The 18,190-nt window shown below is 68.6% G+C and carries 13 protein-coding genes; 4 read left to right on the top strand and 9 right to left on the bottom strand.

The window, feature by feature from the left end; genetic code table 11:
- Positions 1-66: 66 nt before the first annotated feature.
- The 9 genes from OH809_RS12535 to eccE form a co-directional block, all read right to left on the bottom strand.
- On the bottom strand, positions 67-1,062 hold the full coding sequence (locus OH809_RS12535; RefSeq protein WP_406422312.1) for an oligopeptide/dipeptide ABC transporter ATP-binding protein: 996 nt from the start codon (positions 1,060-1,062) through the stop codon (positions 67-69).
- Positions 1,059-2,087 carry an ABC transporter ATP-binding protein gene (locus OH809_RS12530; protein ID WP_406422313.1) on the bottom strand — a complete coding sequence of 343 codons (1,029 nt, stop codon included), beginning with the start codon at positions 2,085-2,087 and terminating at the stop codon, positions 1,059-1,061. The genes OH809_RS12535 and OH809_RS12530 overlap by 4 nt, the downstream gene beginning before the upstream one ends.
- Complete coding sequence (locus tag OH809_RS12525) at positions 2,084-3,019, bottom strand: ABC transporter permease (protein ID WP_406422314.1); 936 nt, start codon at positions 3,017-3,019, stop codon at positions 2,084-2,086. The genes OH809_RS12530 and OH809_RS12525 overlap by 4 nt, the downstream gene beginning before the upstream one ends.
- Entirely contained in the window at positions 3,016-4,098 is a 1,083-nt protein-coding gene (locus tag OH809_RS12520; protein ID WP_398958278.1) for an ABC transporter permease, read from the bottom strand. Before OH809_RS12520 ends, OH809_RS12525 begins: the two co-directional genes overlap by 4 nt.
- Positions 4,099-4,192: 94 nt before the next feature.
- The gene (locus tag OH809_RS12515) at positions 4,193-6,070 is read right to left on the bottom strand and encodes an ABC transporter substrate-binding protein (RefSeq protein WP_406422315.1); all 1,878 of its coding nucleotides are present in this window, start codon (positions 6,068-6,070) and stop codon (positions 4,193-4,195) included.
- 197 nt (positions 6,071-6,267) lie between these two features.
- Complete coding sequence (locus OH809_RS12510; RefSeq protein WP_406422316.1) at positions 6,268-8,808, bottom strand: SCO5717 family growth-regulating ATPase; 2,541 nt, start codon at positions 8,806-8,808, stop codon at positions 6,268-6,270.
- Positions 8,809-9,135: 327 nt separating this feature from the next.
- Complete coding sequence (locus tag OH809_RS12505) at positions 9,136-9,369, bottom strand: DUF397 domain-containing protein (protein WP_406384356.1); 234 nt, start codon at positions 9,367-9,369, stop codon at positions 9,136-9,138.
- A gap of 85 nt (positions 9,370-9,454) precedes the next feature.
- On the bottom strand, positions 9,455-10,165 hold the full coding sequence (locus OH809_RS12500; RefSeq protein WP_406422318.1) for a hypothetical protein: 711 nt from the start codon (positions 10,163-10,165) through the stop codon (positions 9,455-9,457).
- A complete protein-coding gene (eccE, locus tag OH809_RS12495; RefSeq protein WP_406422319.1) occupies positions 10,162-11,502 on the bottom strand; it encodes a type VII secretion protein EccE in 1,341 nt (446 codons plus the stop codon). Before eccE ends, OH809_RS12500 begins: the two co-directional genes overlap by 4 nt.
- 182 nt (positions 11,503-11,684) lie before the next feature.
- Between eccE and eccB the strand changes: the two genes are divergently transcribed.
- The 4 genes from eccB (at position 11,685) to OH809_RS12475 (ending at position 18,148) form a co-directional block, all read left to right on the top strand.
- Positions 11,685-13,214, top strand: a complete 1,530-nt coding sequence (eccB, locus tag OH809_RS12490; RefSeq protein WP_406422320.1) for a type VII secretion protein EccB — start codon at positions 11,685-11,687, stop codon at positions 13,212-13,214.
- Between the two features lie 13 nt (positions 13,215-13,227).
- Positions 13,228-14,484 carry a type VII secretion-associated serine protease mycosin gene (gene mycP, locus OH809_RS12485; RefSeq protein WP_406422321.1) on the top strand — a complete coding sequence of 419 codons (1,257 nt, stop codon included), beginning with the start codon at positions 13,228-13,230 and terminating at the stop codon, positions 14,482-14,484.
- Positions 14,485-14,650: 166 nt separating this feature from the next.
- Positions 14,651-15,124, top strand: coding sequence for a hypothetical protein (locus tag OH809_RS12480; protein WP_406425227.1), 474 nt, complete (start codon positions 14,651-14,653; stop codon positions 15,122-15,124).
- 1,764 nt (positions 15,125-16,888) lie between these two features.
- Positions 16,889-18,148 (top strand): S8 family serine peptidase, encoded by a 1,260-nt coding sequence (locus OH809_RS12475; protein ID WP_406422322.1) that lies wholly within the window; start codon positions 16,889-16,891, stop codon positions 18,146-18,148.
- The last annotated feature ends 42 nt before the right edge of the window (positions 18,149-18,190 follow it).

The raw sequence follows: 18,190 nt of genomic DNA, 5'->3' as shown, positions 1-18,190 counted from the left end.
CCTCGGGTACGGCTCCGGCCGGGACCGCGGGCAGCGGTCCCGGCCGGAGCCGTAGAGGGCGCGGCCTTACACCTCCACGCCCGCCATCGCGTTCGCCCAGTGACACGCCACCTGCGTCTCCCCGCTGCCCGCGAGCACCGGAAGATCCTTCGTGCGGCAGGCATCCGCCACCCCCGCCCGCTCGGCCTCGCCCGACGCGAGGACCTGGCAGCGGACGTGGAACCGGCAGCCGGACGGCACCTTGGCCGGGTCCGGCGGCTCGCCCGTGAGGATCACCGGATCGCCCTCGGCCTCGGGCAGCACCGACAGCAGTGCCCGGGTGTACGGATGCTGCGGAGCCGTGAGGATCTGCTCGACCCCGCCCGTCTCCACGATCCGGCCGAGATACATCACCGCGACCCGGTCGGCGATGTTCCACGCCAGCCCCAGGTCGTGCGTGACCACCAGTGCGGACAGTCCCAGTTCGTCCCTCAGCCGCAGCAGCAGGGCCAGGATCTCACCGCGCACCGAGGCGTCGAGCGAGGCGACGGGTTCGTCGGCAACGATGAGTTCCGGTTCCAGGACGAGGGCGCCCGCGATCACGACGCGCTGGCGCTGACCGCCCGAGAGCTCGTGCGGATAGCGCAGGAAGAACCGCTCGGGAGGCCGCAGCCCCGCCCGCGACAGCGCCTCCGCGACCGCCGTCCGCTCATCACCCGCGTACCCGTGGATCCGCAGCCCCTCCGCGACCGCGTCGTACACCGTGTGCCGCGGGTTGAGCGAGCCGCTGGGGTCCTGCAGCACGAGCTGGACGCGCTTGCGGTACGCCTTCAGGGCACGGCCCGAGTAGTCGAGCGGCTTGCCGCCGAACGTGACCCGGCCGGACGTCGGGGGGACGAGCCCCAGCAGGGAGCGCGCCAGCGTCGTCTTGCCGCACCCGGACTCGCCGACCAGCGCGACGATCTCGCCGGGCCGGATGTCCAGGTCGACACCGTCCACCGCGCGCGCCGTCGCGGCTCCGCGCCGGCCGGGGAAGGCGACCTTCAGTTCCTCCGCGCTCAGCAGGGGAGTGGGGGTGGTCATGTTGTGCTCCTTGCTTCCTCGGCACCCTGCCGGGGCGCGGCGCCGGCCGCCCCCGGTTCCACCAGCACACAGGCGGCCCGCCGCAGGGCATCCGACTCCCGGAGCTCCTGGTCCTGCGTGGTGCAGGAGTCCAGCGCCACCGGACAGCGCGGATGGAACGTGCAGCCGGCGGGCAGCGCCGACGGGTCAGGCGGATCGCCGGGCAGCCCGCGGGGCGCGAACCGGGACGCCGGGTCCCCGATGCGCGGGAACGCGCCCGACAGCGCCTTGCTGTACGGATGGTGCGCGTCCTCGTAGACCTGGGACGCCGGGCCCTCCTCCACGACCCGGCCCGCGTACATCACCGCGAGCCGGTCACAGGTGTCCGAGAGCACGGCCAGGTCATGGCTGATCATGATCAGACCCAGGTCCTGCTCGGACACCAGCTGCTCGATCAGGCGCAGGATCTGGGCCTGGATCATCACATCGAGGGCGGTCGTCGGCTCGTCGGCGATGATCAGGCCCGGATCGCAGGCGAGCGCCATCGCGATCATGACGCGCTGTCGCTGCCCTCCGGAGAGCTCGTGCGGATAGGAGTCGGCGCGGGAGGCCGGCAGTCCCACCTGCTCCAGGAGTTCGCCGGCCTTCTTCTTCGCCCCGGACGGGGTGGCCTTCCTGTGCAGCAGGATCGGCTCGGCGATCTGGTCCCCGATGCGGTGCACGGCGTTCAGCGAATGCATCGCGCCCTGGAACACGATCGAGGCGCCTGCCCAGCGCACCGCCCTGACCTGGCCCCACTTCATGGTGAGGACGTCCTCGCCGTTCAGCAGGATCTGGCCGGAGACCTTCGTCCCGGCGGGCAGCAGCCGCAGCAGTGCCAGCGCCAGCGTGGACTTGCCGCAGCCCGACTCCCCGGCGATGCCGAGCTTCTGGCCCGCGTCGACGGTGAGGTTCACGCCACGGACCGCGCGGGCACCGCCGGCGTACGTGACCGAGAGGTCGCGGACGTCAAGCAGGGGCGCTTTCTGTGTGCTCGGTGTATTCAACGGGCCACCCCCAGCCTGGGGTTGAGGACGGACTCGATCGCGCGGCCGCACAGAGTGAACGACAGGGCCACCAGGGCGATGGCGACACCGGGCGGTGCCAGGTACCACCAGTCGCCCGCGCTCACCGCGCCCGCCTCACGTGCGTCCTGGAGCATGCCGCCCCAGGAGGTGACGGTCGGGTCGCCGAGGCCGAGGAAGGCGAGCGTGGCCTCGGTGAGGATTGCGCTGGAGATCACGAGCGTGGTCTGCGCGAGCACCAGCGGCATCACGTTCGGCAGCACATGGCGGGTCATGATGTGCCCGTGCCCGCCGCCGAGCGCGCGGGCACGCTCGATGTACGGACGTGACTCCACGGCGAGCGTCTGGGCACGGACGAGGCGGGCCGTGGTCGGCCAGGTCGTGACGCCGATCGCGATGATGATCGTCCAGATGGAGCGGTCCATCACGGTGGCGAGCGCGATCGCGAGAACCAGGGTCGGCATCACCAGGAACCAGTCGGTGACGCGCATCAGAACCGTCGAGTACCAGCCGTGGAAGTGGCCCGCGACGATCCCGACGACCGTGCCGATCGCCACGCACAGGAACGCGGCGAGCAGCCCCACGGTAAGCGAGACGCGCGCACCCCACACCAGGAGTGCCAGGACGCTGCGTCCGAACTGGTCGGTACCGAGCGGGAATTCTCCGCTGGGCGATTCGAGGGCGCCGCCCGGTGCGGCGGTGACGCTCTGCGAGTCGGCGCCGGCCAGCGTGGGCGCGAACACGGCGGTCAGCGCGATCAGGATGAGCCCGGCCAGCCCCCACAGGCCGCCCCGGTGTGTGCGGTACTCCCGCCAGAAGCGGGCCAGGGACTGGCGCTTACGGGCCCGGGCCAGGGCGCGCGGGTTCGTGGTCACGCCCGCTTCGTTCTGCACGGGCAATGGTTCGGTCGTCATCGGCCCACCCGGGGATCAAGCAGCGGATACAGCACGTCGGCGAGGGTGTTCGCCAGGATCACCGCAGTGGCGAAGACGAAGAACAGCCCTTGGACGAGGGGAAGGTCGGGAACGCTCAGCCCCTGGTAGAAGAGACCGCCGAGACCGGGCCAGGAGAACACCGTCTCGACCAGGATCTGGCCCGCCACCACATGCCCCAGGTTCACGAACATCAGTGTGAATGTCGGCAGCATCGCGTTCGGGACGGCGTGCTTGCGCCGTACGACATCGTCACGGAGCCCCTTTGCGCGGGCCGTCGTCAGATAGTCGCTGCCCATCTCGTCGAGGAGCGAGGAACGCATCACGAGGAGCGTCTGCGCATAGCCGACCGCGACCAGTGTGATCACGGGAAGCACCAGGTGATGGGCGACATCGATGACGTACGCGAAGCCGGTCTCCCCGCCCGACTCCAGGCCCCCCGTCGGGAACATGCCTGGGATCGGGCCGATGCCCACCGAGAAGACGATGATGAGCAGCAGACCGAGCCAGAACGAGGGCACCGAGTAGAGCGTGAGCGCGAACGCGGTGTTGAAGCGGTCGCTGCGGGAGCCGTTGCGCCAGGCCGTACGGGTGCCCAGCCAGATGCCGAGCGCCGTGTAGAGGACGTATGCCGTGCCGGTGAGCAGCAGCGTTGCCGGGAGCGCCTCGGTGATCTTGTCGATGACGGGGGCGTGGAACTGGAACGAGGTACCGAAGTCCCCGGTCAGCGCGTCACCCACGTAACTCGTGAACTGCTTCCAGAGCGGCTGGTCGAGGCCGAACTGGTGTCGGAGCGAATCCAGCTGCTCGGCGGAGACGCGGCGGCCGCCGGTCATCTGCTTCACAGGGTCGCTGGGGATGAGCCGGAAGAGGAAGAAGCTGGTGACCAGAACGGCGAACAGTGAGACGACCGCTCCCGCGATCTTGGCTGCCACGTACTGGAGATAGGCCTTGGTGTTGCGCGCCCGTGGGCCGCGGGCGGCCGACGGCCCGGCCGGAGCCGGGCCGTCGGTGTCCGCATCCGCGTTCTGCACGAGCGCCGGAGTGCTGTCAGCTGTCATGGGGAACTCTCGTTACTCGTGCTGCACTTGGAGGGACCGGCAGGGAGGGTGTCGCGACCCCGCGCTGCCGGTCCCTCTCATCCCGTTCGCGTGATTATTCGCGGTCCTCCGCCGTGGTGCGGCGGCGACGCGTGATGAGGAACCCGCCACCGGCGAGCACCACCACGGCGACGACGATGCCGATGACGACACCGGTGGAGTCGCCGCCGCTGTCACTGCCCGAACCGCTCTTGCCGTCAACCGCCGGAACGGCCGACCACCAACTCCAGTACCCGTCCTGGCCGTAGATGTTGCCGGCCGCCTTGGGCATGGTGGTGATGGACTTGATCTGGTCCGTCCGGTACGCCTCGACCGCGTTCGGGTACGCGATGATGTTCATGTACCCGGAGTCGTACAACCACGACTCCATCTGCTTGACGGTGTCCGCCCGCTTGGCCGGGTCGTACTCGGCGAGCTGCTTCTTGTACAGCTCGTCGTACGTCTTGTCGCAGATGAAGTTGTCCGTGGCGGCGCTCTCCTTGGCCTTGGCGGGCAGGGCGGAGCAGGTGTGGATGCCGAGGACGAAGTCCGGGTCCGGGTTGACGGACCAGCCGTCGAACGCGAGGTCGTACTCGCCGGCGTACCAGGGCACGGAGACGTCGTCGAGGCAGTCCACCTTCAGCCCGATGCCGAGCTTGCCCCACCACTCCTTGAGGTACTTGCCGATCGCCTTGTCGTTGGGGTCCGTGGCGTGGCACAGGATGCGCAGGTCGAGCGGCTTGCCGTCCTTGCCGACACGCTGGTCGCCCTTGAGCTTGTAGCCCGCCTGGTCGAGCAGCTTGGCCGCCCGGGCCGGGTCGTACGCCAGCTTCTGGCTGTCGGACGGCTGCCAGAAGTAGTCCCCGTAGCGCGGCGGGATGTACCCCTGGCCCTCGACGGCGTGCCCCTGGAAGACCTTGTCAATGATGGTCTTGCGGTCGACCGAGAGGAAGAGCGCCTGGCGCACCTTCTGGTCGAGCAGGGCCTTGTTGCCGTTGCCGAACTTCTTGCCGTCCTTGGTCTGCGCGCCCGGGTTGGTCGCCAGTGCGAAGAAGCGGCGGCCCGGCCCCTCGTTGACCTTGATGTTCTTGTCACCCTTGAGGGACGCGGCCTGGGCGGGCGTCAGCGCGGGGGCGCCCGCGACGAATGACACCTCACCCTTGCGCAGCGCGGCGACCGCGGCGTCCTGGTCCTTGTACGTCTTGAAGACCAGCTCGTCGAACTTGGGCGCACCGCGCCAGAAGTTCTTGTTGGCCTTGAGCTTCACATACTGGTCGACCTTGTAGTCGGTCAGGATGAACGGCCCGTTCCCCACGATGGGGAACTTCGTGTCGTTGTTGAACTTCGAGAAGTCCCCGACCTTCTCCCAGACGTGCTGGGGAACGATCGGTACATCGAGCGCGGCCATGGTGGCCTGCGGTTCCTTGAGCTCGATGACCAGCTTGTCCGGGCTGGGTGCCGTGACCTTCTTGAAGTTGGCGACGAAGTTGCCGTTCGAGGTGGCGGCGCCCTCGTCGGTCATCATCTTGTTGAAGGTCCACGCCGCGTCCTCGGCGGTGGCCTGCTGCCCGTCCGACCACTTGGAGTTGGACCGAATGGTGTACGTCCAGGTCAACTTGTCCGCGGACGGCTCCCACTTGGTGGCGAGGCCGGGGATCGTGTGGTTGTCCTTGGCGTCGTAATTGGTGAGGAAGTCGTACATGAGCCGCTGGACGCTGGTGCTCATGAGCCGCTGAGCGAGGAACGGGCTCAGCGAGTCGACGCTCTGCGCGACCGCGACAGTCAGCGTCGTCCTGCCGTTGTCGGCGGCCCGTGCCTGCTGAGGCGCGGCGCCGAGGGGCATCCCCGGGACGATCGACCCGGCGGCCAGGGCAAGGGCCGCGGCACCGGAAGCCAGGAGGGTACGCAGACGTGAGCGTGGCTGAGCGGAGGGTGGTGGGACTCTTGTGACCATGGACGGGGACCTCGCGTCATGACTCGCACGGAGAAGGCGGGTTGATCTCTGGTTCGCCAGCTGGTGAAGCGAAGGTTTATCAGCGGTGGTCGAGCCGCGTCAACGGTGTGTCAAATGGCGTGTGGGCTGCAGGAATGCGAAGAGGACCCGCACCGTGGGAACGGCGCGGGCCCTCATTGGTTGAGACCTCTGATGCCTTACTGCTGAGGCGCTGGCGGCAGCTGCTGCCAGCCGTTCTGCTGCCCGCCGGGGCCCGATTGCGGCGGGTAGGGCTGCTGGGTCTGCCGGCCGCCGTACGGCTGCTGGGGCGGGTACGGCTGTCCCGGGCCCTGGGGCTGCTGGGGCTGCTGGGGCGGATACGGCTGACCCGGCTGCTGCGGTGCGTACTGCTGCTGACCGGGCATCTGGTGTCCGGGCATCGGCGGAGCGTACTGCGGCGGAGGGTTGCTGCCGTCCGAGGTCCACAGCCCCTGCTGCTGCTGGGCGCGGGCGAAGTCCTCGGCCACCATCGCGGAGAGGTTGAAGTACGCCTCACGCGTCTTCGGACGCATCATGTCGAGGTCGACCTCGGCACCGGCAGACAGATGCTCGTCGAACGGCACGACGACCACGCCCCGGCAGCGCGTCTCGAAGTGCTGCACGATGTCATCGACCTTGATCATTTTGCCGGTCTCGCGGACCCCGGAGATGACGGTGATGGACCGCTGCACCAGATCCGCGTATCCGTGCGCCGAGAGCCAGTCCAGTGTGGTGGAGGCGCTGGACGCACCGTCGACCGACGGGGTCGAGATGATGATCAACTGATCGGCGAGGTCCAGCACTCCGCGCATCGCGCTGTAGAGCAGACCGGTGCCCGAGTCGGTGAGGATGATCGGGTACTGCCGGCCGAGGACGTCGATCGCGCGCCGGTAGTCCTCGTCGTTGAAGGTCGTCGAGACCGCCGGGTCCACGTCGTTGGCGATGATCTCCAGGCCGGACGGCGCCTGCGAGGTGAAGCGGCGGATGTCCATGTACGAGTTGAGGTACGGGATCGCCTGGACCAGATCACGGATGGTCGCCCCGGTCTCGCGGCGCACCCGGCGGCCGAGCGTGCCGGCGTCCGGGTTGGCGTCGATGGCGAGGATCTTGTCCTGCCGCTCGGTGGCCAGGGTCGCGCCCAGCGCGGTGGTCGTCGTGGTCTTGCCGACGCCGCCCTTGAGGCTGATGACCGCTATCCGGTAGCAGGACAGCACGGGTGTACGGATCAGGTCGAGCTTGCGCTGCCGCTCGGCCTCTTCCTTCTTGCTGCCCAGCTTGAAGCGGGATGCGGCGGACGGTGTGCGGCTGCTCTTCGCCTTCTGCTTGCCCCGGACCAGACGGTCGGAGGAGAGCTCGACGGCCGCCGTGTAGCCGAGCGGAGCACCCGGTACGGACCGCTCGCGCTGGTCATGCGTGACCGCCGTCGGCCAGGCCGCCCCGGTCCGCGGATCTACGGGCGGTCCCTGCGGCGGATATTGCTGCTGGGGCTGTTGCTGTGGCAGCTGCTGGTGGGAGGGCGGCTGCGGGGCGACCGGCGCGGGCAGGTGGGAAGCACCCTGGACCGGCGGCTGGGGTGCCTGGGGCTGGGGCTGGGGTGTCTGCGGGAATCCGTAACCGCCCTCTGGTGCCTCCTGCTGTGCGGGCCACTGGGGTGCCTGCGGTGACGGGGGGAATCCGTAACTGCCCTGCTGCGGCGGTGTTCCTTGAGCAGGCGGCTGGGCGGGCTGCGGGAACTGCGGTGCCTGGGGCGCCTGCGGTGTCTGTGCAGCGTTCGGGAATCCGTAACCACCGGGCGCCTCGCTCGCCGGAGCGGGAGCCGGAGCTGTCGCGGGCCACTGCGGCGCCGGCTGGGGCGCGTTGGGCTGCGGAGTGGCGGGCTGGAATGAGGGCGGCAGCGGCGGCAGACCGCCTTGCGCGGGCGGCGCCGGGGTCCACGGGGTCGGTGCGGCCGGGGGCGTGGCGTCCTGAGGTGCCGGAGCGGGAGCGGCAGCCGCGGGCACGGAGTCGGCGGGCGCGTCGGACGGAGCGCCGGCGCCGTCATCCGGAGCCTCCTCGGCAACGGAGTCCGTACCGTCGTCGGCCGCCGCGTCGGAAGGCTGTGCGGCATCGGTCCGGCTGGGCTGCTCGGGCTGCTCGGACCGGACGGAATCCGACGGTACGGAATCGGCTCCTGCCGTCGCACCCGCGTCCGTACCGACCGGGTCGCCGACAGGGCCTTCGGAACCGGCACCGGATCCGACCCGCACCCCGTCCGCAGCCGCCTCCCGCTCCGCGATCTCGCGCTTCAGCGCGGCAGGTGAGAACCGCATGGTCGCGCCGCTCTCCACATCACCGCCCCCGAACGGATCCGGCGCACCGTTCCCCGCGCCCTCCGCAGGGGCGGGCGAAGGAGCGGCGGCGGAAGCGGCAGGAGGCGTCTGACCCACAGGGGCCACAGGCGGAGCGGGCGCAGGCGCGGGTGGCGCCGGGGTCCAGTCGGGTTCGAAGCCGCCCCCCGCCGGCAGCCCGGGTGCGGACACAGGCGCCCCATTGGGCGGCGGAGGCGGCGCCAGGTGCGTTCCGGCCCCGCCCGACGAGTCCTCCGACGCGTTCTGCGTGTACCAGGCGGGCGGGGTGTAGTCGATGGTGAACTCACCCGTCATCTCGGCGGGCTCCGCGTCGGACGACTCGTCGACGGGCCTGCTCCAGCCCCCTCGGATTTCGTCCCGATCGCCGTTCACTTTGCCTCCTGGTGTGGTCGAGCACCCTTGTGCCGTGGTGGGTGGGGGCGACCGTTCCCGTTTCCGATCCGCCCGGCTCTCCCCCTTGGGACGCGCATCGCCTGCCCGCAGGTTCTTCTGCTGCCCCCGACCCACCCTAATCGTCATCGGGCTCACTGCGGCAGGCCGTACCGCACGGCAGGAACTGGCCAGTAGGTCACGCACCGCCCTCAAGTGCCCCGAGTACGGCAGAGCACACGGACCGAAACGGTCAATTCGATACATATCCGAGCGTGATGAAAGGGTGGCCGCCGTGTTCGGACAGCCACCCTTTCACCCGACCATTGCCTACGTGAGGTCGAACTCACCGTCCCGTGCGCCCAGTACGAAGGCGCGCCACTCGGCCTCCGTGTACCGCAACACGGTCTCCGGGTCCAGCGACGAGCGCATGGCGACTGCACCGCCCGGCAGATGCGCGATCTCGACCCGTTCCTCGACGTCCTCGGTCCCCGGTGCGCTCAGCCACTCCACATCCGAGATGTCGAGAGCGTAGAGCTCTTCCTTTTCCTGCTGGGTGCCCATGTCGGCGTCCCTTCGATCGAACCGTGTCGTTCCCCGGCCATCCTCCCTGGAAGCGGCAGGCCCGGGGTTGCGAACGAAACAGTATTCAGTCCATCCGGCGGGCAGTGCCCAGCAGGCCGTTCTCGATATCCGTCGCGCTGGTCATCACCCAGTGGCGCTCGCGGCCCGCCACCCAGAGCGTCACACCGTCCGCCAGGGTGGGCAGGGCCTCGCTCTCGGCCCGAGCGAGCCCCAGGATCCGGCCGATCTGGTCCGCCTCGGCGGGCGAGACCCGCTGGATACCCACGAGCGTCGAAGCCCGCATCAACCGGGGCGCCACAGGACTCAGATAGGGCAGCAGCGTCAGCACCGACTGCCATGGCGAGGACACCACCCGGCCACGGGGCGGGCGCATGCCACAGTCGCGCACCACCACCACCGGGCTGCCCACGGTCGCTCCGGTCGGCGGAACCCGGCCCACGTCATGGAGGGAGATGCACTCAAGACCCGCACCCGCGGCTTGCGCCAGAGTGGTCCACGCCTGGGTGCGCCCGGTCTCGACCGCTACCCGCGCACCCGTAGCTGCCGCGCGCAGCGCCAGCACCTGCGCGGTCCACAGGCCGCCGATCAACAGGACGTCGTACGGCGCCGGGCGGTGGAACCCGATCATCTGCGGGCGCCCCTCGGCATCGCTGCCGATGATCACGCCGTCGTCCCCGACCGGCAAGGACAGCGCGCCCAGGTGCTCCTTCGCCAGGGTGTGCCCCGCGTGGCGAGGGCCGCGCAGTCCCCGCCTCCGCTCGGTGCGATTCGTCACTGTGCGCCTCCCAGCGGGAGCGTCGCCAGCACGCCCGGCAGCTGCTCGCGGTCCAGTCGCACCAGGCCGACCTTGGCGTGCCGTGCGGCTTGCTCCAATGTCCTTCGCACCCCGACCAGTTCGGTATCGGAGCCGCCGGTGATCCGTACGTGACCTGACACGGACACATCGCCCTGGTGTGAACCGCGTCGCACCGTCAGGCTGAAGGTCGTCGCATACGCGGGGACCGAGGTCAGCAGCGATACGAGGCGTGGGAGAGGAGTCGCCCCCCGGCCCAACTCGGGCCAGCGGGCCACCGCATAGGCGGTGTGCCAACGGTCGTCGCACCGCCAGACCCTCGATGTCTCCATCGTCCGCCGCTGCGGCGCGGCATCCCGGCGTCCGGCGCGGGCCGACAGGATGGGATTGGCACACGCGGATGTCGCCACGGCGGAGTGCAGCTCTTCCTGGTCCAGCACCACGGCCCGGAATCCGGCGCCGGTGATCCGGCTCGCCACATGGTCCGCGACCCGAACCAGACAGCGCTGAGCTCCGCCGATTCCGCCCCCGCGCGCCTCGACCGCCTCCCGGCACAGTTCCGGATCCAGTTTCACAGCCACCCAGGTCATCCGCAGCGCGGTCGCCCCGGTCTGCTCCTGAAGGGGGGCGTAGGAGAGCCGCGCCGCCGACTGCTGCGGCAGATGCTGCGCCGGAGCGGGGCGTACCTGCTGCACGAGCTGCGCGGACTCCAGCACGATGTCGTCCACCGAGAGGGCATCGCCCAGGAGGGACAGCGGGAGCGCCCGCGCACCGAGCGCCTGGCGGAGCGATTCACCGCTGGCCTCGACCCGTACGACAGCGGTCAGGAACGTGCCGTCCCCGAGCATGCCCACCGTGCGGCGGTCCCGGTCGACGTAGATGTACGGAGCGAATCCCGGCACACTTTCCGCCACCGGCGCCAGCTGCGGCTCCGCGTCCACGGCGGACGCCACGGCGGTCCGCCTGCGATCGCGGAGGGAGAGTGTCGTCGACAGCCAGTCCTGCACGGCGCGGCCCCGGCGACGTACCACCGCGAGAAGCACCAGCAGGCAGGCGCCCGCGACTGCGGGAACCAGCCAGGGACCGCCGAGCACGGCACCCACCGCGGCGACCGCCAGGGCCGCCTCGACGAGCACCATCTGCCGCAGTACGGGACCGATGCGACCGGTCCGCGAGATCGGCCGCAGAGTTGTCGCCGCAGGGGCGTTCACCGACGGGGCGGGTGCTGCGCCGTCCGGCTCGTTGCCGCGTTGCCGTCGGGAAGGGCTGGACGTTCGATGGGTAGACCGCCCCGTGCGCTCGCGCGTCGCTGCACCCATCGCCGCGTTGCCCCCTCGTATCCGTATGTACCGTTTTTTCACGGGTGTTGACCGGGCGATCACCCTACCTGAGCAGTGACGGTCAAGCGCCAACAGGCATAGTAGGGGGCCCAGTCGACGACAGTGGCCCACGGCCTGTGTGGGAACCTGGTCGCCCACTGGGGAAAAGGGGCAGCGGACAGATGGCATCACGGCGGGACGAACTCAACGCCTACACCTTCGCGAAGCGGAGGTTGATCGCGCAGTTCCTGCAACCCAACCCGACCGGCTCGGAGGAGGGTGCACCGCGCCCCCTGCGTGCGGTGGTGCCCGGTACGATCGTCGGCGTCGTCATCCTCGCGGCGTTCGGGGCCTGGGGGATGTTCAAGCCCGTAGCACCCCAGAAATGGGACACCCCCTATGAGAACGTCATCATCGCCAGCAAATCCACCACGCGCTATGTGGTGTTGAAGACCGATGGCAAGACGCAGCTCCACCCGGTGCTGAACATGTCCAGCGCCAAGCTCCTCCTTGCCCCGGACAAGGGCAAGGTCATCAACGTCGACGAATCGGTTCTCGACAGCGGCAAGATCGCGCACGGCGCCACGCTTGGCATCCCGTACGCCCCCGACCGGCTGCCGGACAAGGACGAAGCCGGCTCGAAGAAGCGGTGGGCCGTCTGCGAGCGGCCCGGCGAGGGCGGCAGGGCCATCCAGAAGGCGGCGTTCGTCTTCGCGGAGCGCGAACAGAAGAAGACCGAGGGCGCGGGCCGACTGCACGGCGGCGAGCTGATGTACGTCGAGGGACCGGGACCGGACAGAACCCGCTACATCGTGGACGCCGCGGGCAAGGCGTACAAGGTGAAGAAGGACGAACTGCTGCTGCGCACCCTGGTCGGCGACGGCCGCGCCCCCCAGCGGGTCTCCGCCGCGTGGCTGGACACCCTGCACACCGGAGACGCGGTCGACTTCCTGACCGTCCCCGGAACCCCCGGCGACGACGCGGGCATCCCGGGGAAGCTGCCGCCCGAGGCGAACAAGGTGGGCATGGTCCTCGCGGCGACATCCGGCACCAAGACCCAGCAGTACGTGGTCCTGCCCGGCCGGGTCGCCCCCGTATCGGACTTCGTCGCGAAGCTCCTGCTCAGCAGCCGCGCCCTGGCCAACCTCCAGGACGGCAAGGAGAAGCCTGTCAGCGCCGGAGCGTTCGAGCCCGGCGAGGTCTTCGGACAGGACATGGACTGGCCCACGAGCGCGCCGACGCCCGTCAACTCCGCGAGCGCCGCGGCCGGCAGTCGTAACACCGTGTGCAACGTCCTGCGCGGTGTCGCCACGAAGAACGGGGCCAGCACGCTCAGCACGTGGGCGGGCAAGAGCTTCCCCGCGACGCTCCCCACCGGCTCCAGCAGCGCCTACGTCACCCCCGGATCCGGACAGCTCTTCCGGCAGTTCAAGGGGTCCAGCGCTGACTCCGGCCCCCTCTTCCTGGTCACCGACACCGGTCTGCGCTATGCCATGCAGTCCAACGGCGACAGCGTGCAGGACGACTCCGGCATCGGCGAATCAGGTTCGAAGGAGGAGAGGGCGCAGCGGCAGCAGGAGGCGCAACAAGCGCAGAACCGGCTCGGATACAAGGACGTCGTGCCCGCGCCCATCCCGGCCGCCTGGTCCTCGTTCCTGCCCACGGGGCCACGCCTGTCGACTGGCGCGGCCCGTCAGCCGCAGGGTTCCTGAGGAGCGCATCCACATGACGACGCACTCCTCTCCGTACCGGCGTCCGCTGACAGCCGCAGCCGCCACCGCCGTCCTCTTCGTCACGCTGCCCGTACTGCCCGCGGCCGCGGACGACTCCACCCAGTGCACCTTCCCCTCGAAGAAGTACGCGGGCCGTCCCTGGGCATTGCAGCGCGTCCTGATGGACGAGCTGTGGAAGCAGTCCACCGGCGAGGGCGTACGGGTGGCCGTCATCGATACGGGCGTGGATGTCAAAAACCCTCAGCTCAAGGGGGCCGTGGACGTCAGGAGCGGCAGCAACTTCCTACCGAAGAACCTCGAGGACGAGAACGGCACCAAGATCGAGCGCGGCAAGGAGAACGGCACCACCGACGTGGTCGGTCACGGCACGAAGGTCGCCGGAATCATCGCCGCGCGAGAGGTGAAGGGCACCGGCTTCACCGGCCTGGCTCCGGACGCGACGATCATTCCGATCCAGCAGAACGACGCCGAGGGCCACGGAACGGCCGAATCGCTGGCCGCCTCCATCCGCTACGCAGCCGACGTCGCCGACGCGGACGTCATCAACATCTCCCAGGACACGGCCAACGCGGTGAAGCCCGCGGGCGTTCTGAAGCAGGCGGTGGACGCCGCCCTGGCCAAGAACATTGTGATCGTCGCCTCTGCCGGCAACGACGGGCTGGACGGCAACGTCAAGGAGACCTACCCGGCCTCGTACGACGGTGTCCTGGCCGTGGCCGCGTCGGACCGCAACAACGAACGGGCGGCTTTCTCCCAGTCCGGCGAGTTCGTGGGCGTGGCCGCCCCCGGCGTGGACATGATCTCGACGGTGCCCGGCGGCGGACACTGCGCCGACAACGGCACCAGCTTCTCGGCCCCGTACGTCGCGGGAGTCGCCGCCCTCATCAAGGCCAAGCACCAGGGCTGGACGCAGAAACAGATCGTCGCCCAGATCCAGCAGACGGCGGAACGCTCGGTCGCGGGACACGATCGTCTGGTGGGCTGGGGCGTCGTCGACCCGGTGCGTGCCCTGACCGAGGACGACAAGCCCATCGAACGCCCGGTGGCGAACGAAGGTGTGAGCAAGGGCGAAGCGCCGACACCGGCTGAACTCCACCTGGGCGAAACGGCGGACGAACGCAACGCACGCCTGGCGACGTACGTGGTGGTGGGCGGGGCAGTGCTGGTCGCCGCCATAGCGGGTGTCGCCGTGGCCGTGCGCGATACCCGACGGCGGTCCAGGCGCCTGGGAAGAGTGGGCCATGCTTGACGCGGCCGTCAACCGGGAATCGGTCTGCGGAAGTTACGTGATGGACAAGAGAGTTGGTCCTCTCGTAGCCGGTGGCTAGAGTTTGTGGAATGAGGTCAGACTTGTTCACGCGGGTGCGACAGCAACGAGTGCCAGTCTGAGCAAACGGGGAATCGGGGAGGGCAGGATCGTGACCGGTCCAGGCGGTGGCGGGGGAGGCTCGGGCGACCTCCGGCGTGGTGTTGGTGCGCTGGAGACGTTCAGGGGGCGTGTCAACACGCTGCTCGCGGAGCTCGAGGGTTCGGCAGCCGGCAAGTCGAAGATTGCGGCGCAGACGGTGTCGCGCGCTGCCTTGAGTGGTCAGAACGCGTGCTTCGCGGAGGCGGACGGGCTGTACACGCAGTACAACCGCGTGCACGAGGAGCTCGTCTCGCTCTCCAAGTCGCTCGGCGACCAGATCGAATACTTGAGCCTCGGCGTGCACGCGGCGGCCGTCGGCTTCGACAACGTGGAAGACGACGTGCGGCGCCGGTTCTATGAGATCCGAGCTCGCCTGGACAAGGAGCACGAGAAGGCGCAGGGCGAGAAGGCCGACAAACCCGAGCAGCCGCGCTCCGACAGCAAGACCGGCTCTGCCTATGACGACTTGGGTGATAGCTGATGAGTGACGACAAGCAGCCGGAGCTGACCCCCAAGGAACAGCAGGCGCAGGACCAGCAACGCGTCCAGGCCCAACTGATCGTCACTGACGTCAACCGGCAGGTCCAGAACGTCATGGAGTCATTCGGCTTCGGGCGTTCGGGCTCCTCAGGACGGACTTCGTTCGAGGGCCACGAGCTCAACGCGATGATCGACCTGATCGAGAACTCCAATCCGGAGCACCTCGAAGACGCGGGTCAGGCGCTCCTGAAGGCAAGGACGGCCATCAAGGAGGCCGCGGACGAACTGGGCGACTTCATCGGGGATGTCGACTGGGAGGGCGAGTCCGGAATTGCCTTCCGTGACTGGGGCAACGGCCTGGTCGCCCACGCCATGAAGCTGAGCGATTTCGCGGAGGCGGCCGGGACACAGATCACGGTCGCGGGCACGGGCCTCGCATCGGTGCGCAAGTCCCTGCCGCCGCGCGACAACCGCCTGGACCGCAAGTCCGTCGAGGACATCGAGGCCCCGAAGCGGATCGATGGCAACCCGGAGTACGCCGCGGCGGTAAAGGTCGAGAAGGACCGCCAGGAGGCCATCAACCAGGCGAACAGGCTGGCTTCGTACTACTCGGTTTCGGAGGAGACACTGGCGGCGCAGGAGCCGCCGCGGTTCGATAAGAAGCTTGATGTTGCGATGCCGAGGCCATCAGGACGGCAGCGCGGACAGATCGAGTCAGGGACCTCATCGTCGGCAGATTCCGCTCCGTCAGGCGGCGGAACCTCGCGAGGCGTGTCGGAGCATACGGCGAGTGGCGGTCCGGGTTCTACCGCAAGCGCCCGTCCCAATGAGGCATTTGGGTTGGTCGCGCCCGTCCTGGACAAGAGTACGTCGACAGAGATCGACAGCATCACCGTGCCGTCGGCCCCCGTGACCGATTCCGGTCCGTCCCCCACGCCTTCGACCACAAGTCCTGCAGGTCCGGGCGGAGGTTCGACTCAGCCCATGGCAAATGGCTTTGTGAACCCCGTGACAGGTGGCTCGCGGTGGTCTAAGGGATCAACAGGCGTACCCAGGGCAGTCGGGCAGCCCGGGGGCGGCGGGTTCAGAGCCGGCGGCTCCACTGGCCGTGACCCTGCGGCGAATGGCCGCGCCGGAGCGCCGGTGGGGCGTCCGGCTCCCATGGGCGGGGGTTCGGCCTCAGGGACATCCGGACGCGGGGGCGGTCAGTCCCCTGTTGCCGGTCGATCTGGTGTGACTGGCGGCAGGCCCGCGGTAGGAGGTCCTGCAGGTAGGACCGGAACTTCCGGCCCGCTTGCCGGTCGAGGAAGCGGCATCGTAGGCGGGACTCCGCAGCGCGCCGTTCCGGGCGCAGGTACGCCCGGGGGGGCTCGTGGTGTTCCGCGCGGCACGGTCATCGGAGCCGGGGTAGCGGCACAAACGGGCGGCTCTGCTGGTGGCGCCAGCCGGCGGGGAGTCATCGGAGCCGGCGGAACGAGCAGCGCGTCCCGCCCTGGCGGGCGAGGCACTCCCAGCACCAACGGAGTTGTGGGCACACCCCGTGGCGGCGCTGCGGGATTCGGTGCAGGTACGAGAGGTTTCACCGCTGGGGGTGCAGGTCTTGTGCGTGGCCCTGTGGGTCGGCGGGACTCTGAGGATGAAGACCAGGACCGAGTATCGACCCGTCCGGACTACCTGACAGAAGACGAAGAGACATGGGCGGCTGGACGGCGTGGAGCCGTGCCTCCGGTGATCGAGTAGGTACAGGGAAGGTTCGGAAGTCAGAATGACAGAAGGAATGAACCAGACTCCGAGGAGCATTGCTCCTCAGGGTTTGTCGGGACGCCTGGTCGGCATTCTGGCTGTGGCGGCCGCTTGGAGCCTGGGCATTGCCGGGGTAGCTCCATCAGCGGTTGCCGCAGACGTGCAGTCGAAGCAGTGGTACCTCGGACCCATGCGTGCTGAAGAGATGTGGAAGACAACCACAGGTGAGGGCGTAAAGGTTGCTGTCATCGACACGGGCGTCAATTCGTCTACACCGTCACTGAAGGGTCAGGTTCTCAAAGGGCTTGATGCCACGGGTGCCGAGGGAGATGAGACCGACGATTATGACGGGCACGGCACCACCATGGCTGAGTTGATCGCTGGCACAGGCCGGGGCGGAGGATTGAAAGGTCTTGCCCCGGGGGCGAAGATCGTCCCGATGAGAATCGCTGATACTCAGTTTCAGAATAAGCATTCCGTGAATGCGTACGACGCCGCCGACTCGATCCGGGCTGCTGCCGACAGCGATGTAAAAATCATCAGCATGTCGTTCGGTAGCGAGTTCAAAATGGATCGAGAAATCGAAGCGGTGAAATATGCTCAAAGTAAAGGGAAGTTGTTCTTCGCGGCCGTTGGTAATGAATCCAAGGAAGGCAATAAATCGATCTACCCTGCCGCGTACCCAGAGGTTGTCGGCGTTGCTGCTACTGACCGACTAGGCAAGGTATCCGACACCTCCCAGCACGGTGATTTTGTGGATATCGCCGCACCTGGAGACGATCTGCCATTCTGGTGCGATCAGAAGTTTGAGCGATATTGTCAGGGAAATGGCGGAACCAGCGCTGCAACTGCCATCACGTCAGCCTCCGCCGCCCTGATCTGGTCCGCCCACCCCGACTGGACGGCCAACCAGGTTCTCAACGTCCTCTTCGATACGGCTGGACGAGGAGACTGGGAGAAGGGCACCCTCAGCAACTACCTCGGCCACGGCATCATCCGTCCGGCCGTCAACATCCTCAGGGGCAAGGGAAACCCCGGCGCCCCGGACATCAGCCCTCTCACCAAGGAAAAGACGTCCGGCTCCTCGGCCTCCCCAGCCCCGTCTGCACCAGCTTCGTCACAGCCCGAGAAGAAAGAAAAGGCTGACGACGCCGTCGTGGCAGGCTCCAGCAAGGAGAAGGACGACGGCACTCCGCTCGGCCTGATCATCGGCGGAGCGGTAGCGGTAATCGTGCTCGGCGGCGGAGCCTTCGCGTTGACCCGCAGGCGCCGCACCGCCTGACTGGCCGTAGGTTCTTCACCCGTACCCACCGGCGAGTGAAGC

This window comes from Streptomyces sp. NBC_00873, from assembly GCF_045207415.1.
Classification (GTDB): domain Bacteria; phylum Actinomycetota; class Actinomycetes; order Streptomycetales; family Streptomycetaceae; genus Streptomyces.
This window is presented reverse-complemented; position numbering and strand designations above follow the sequence as displayed.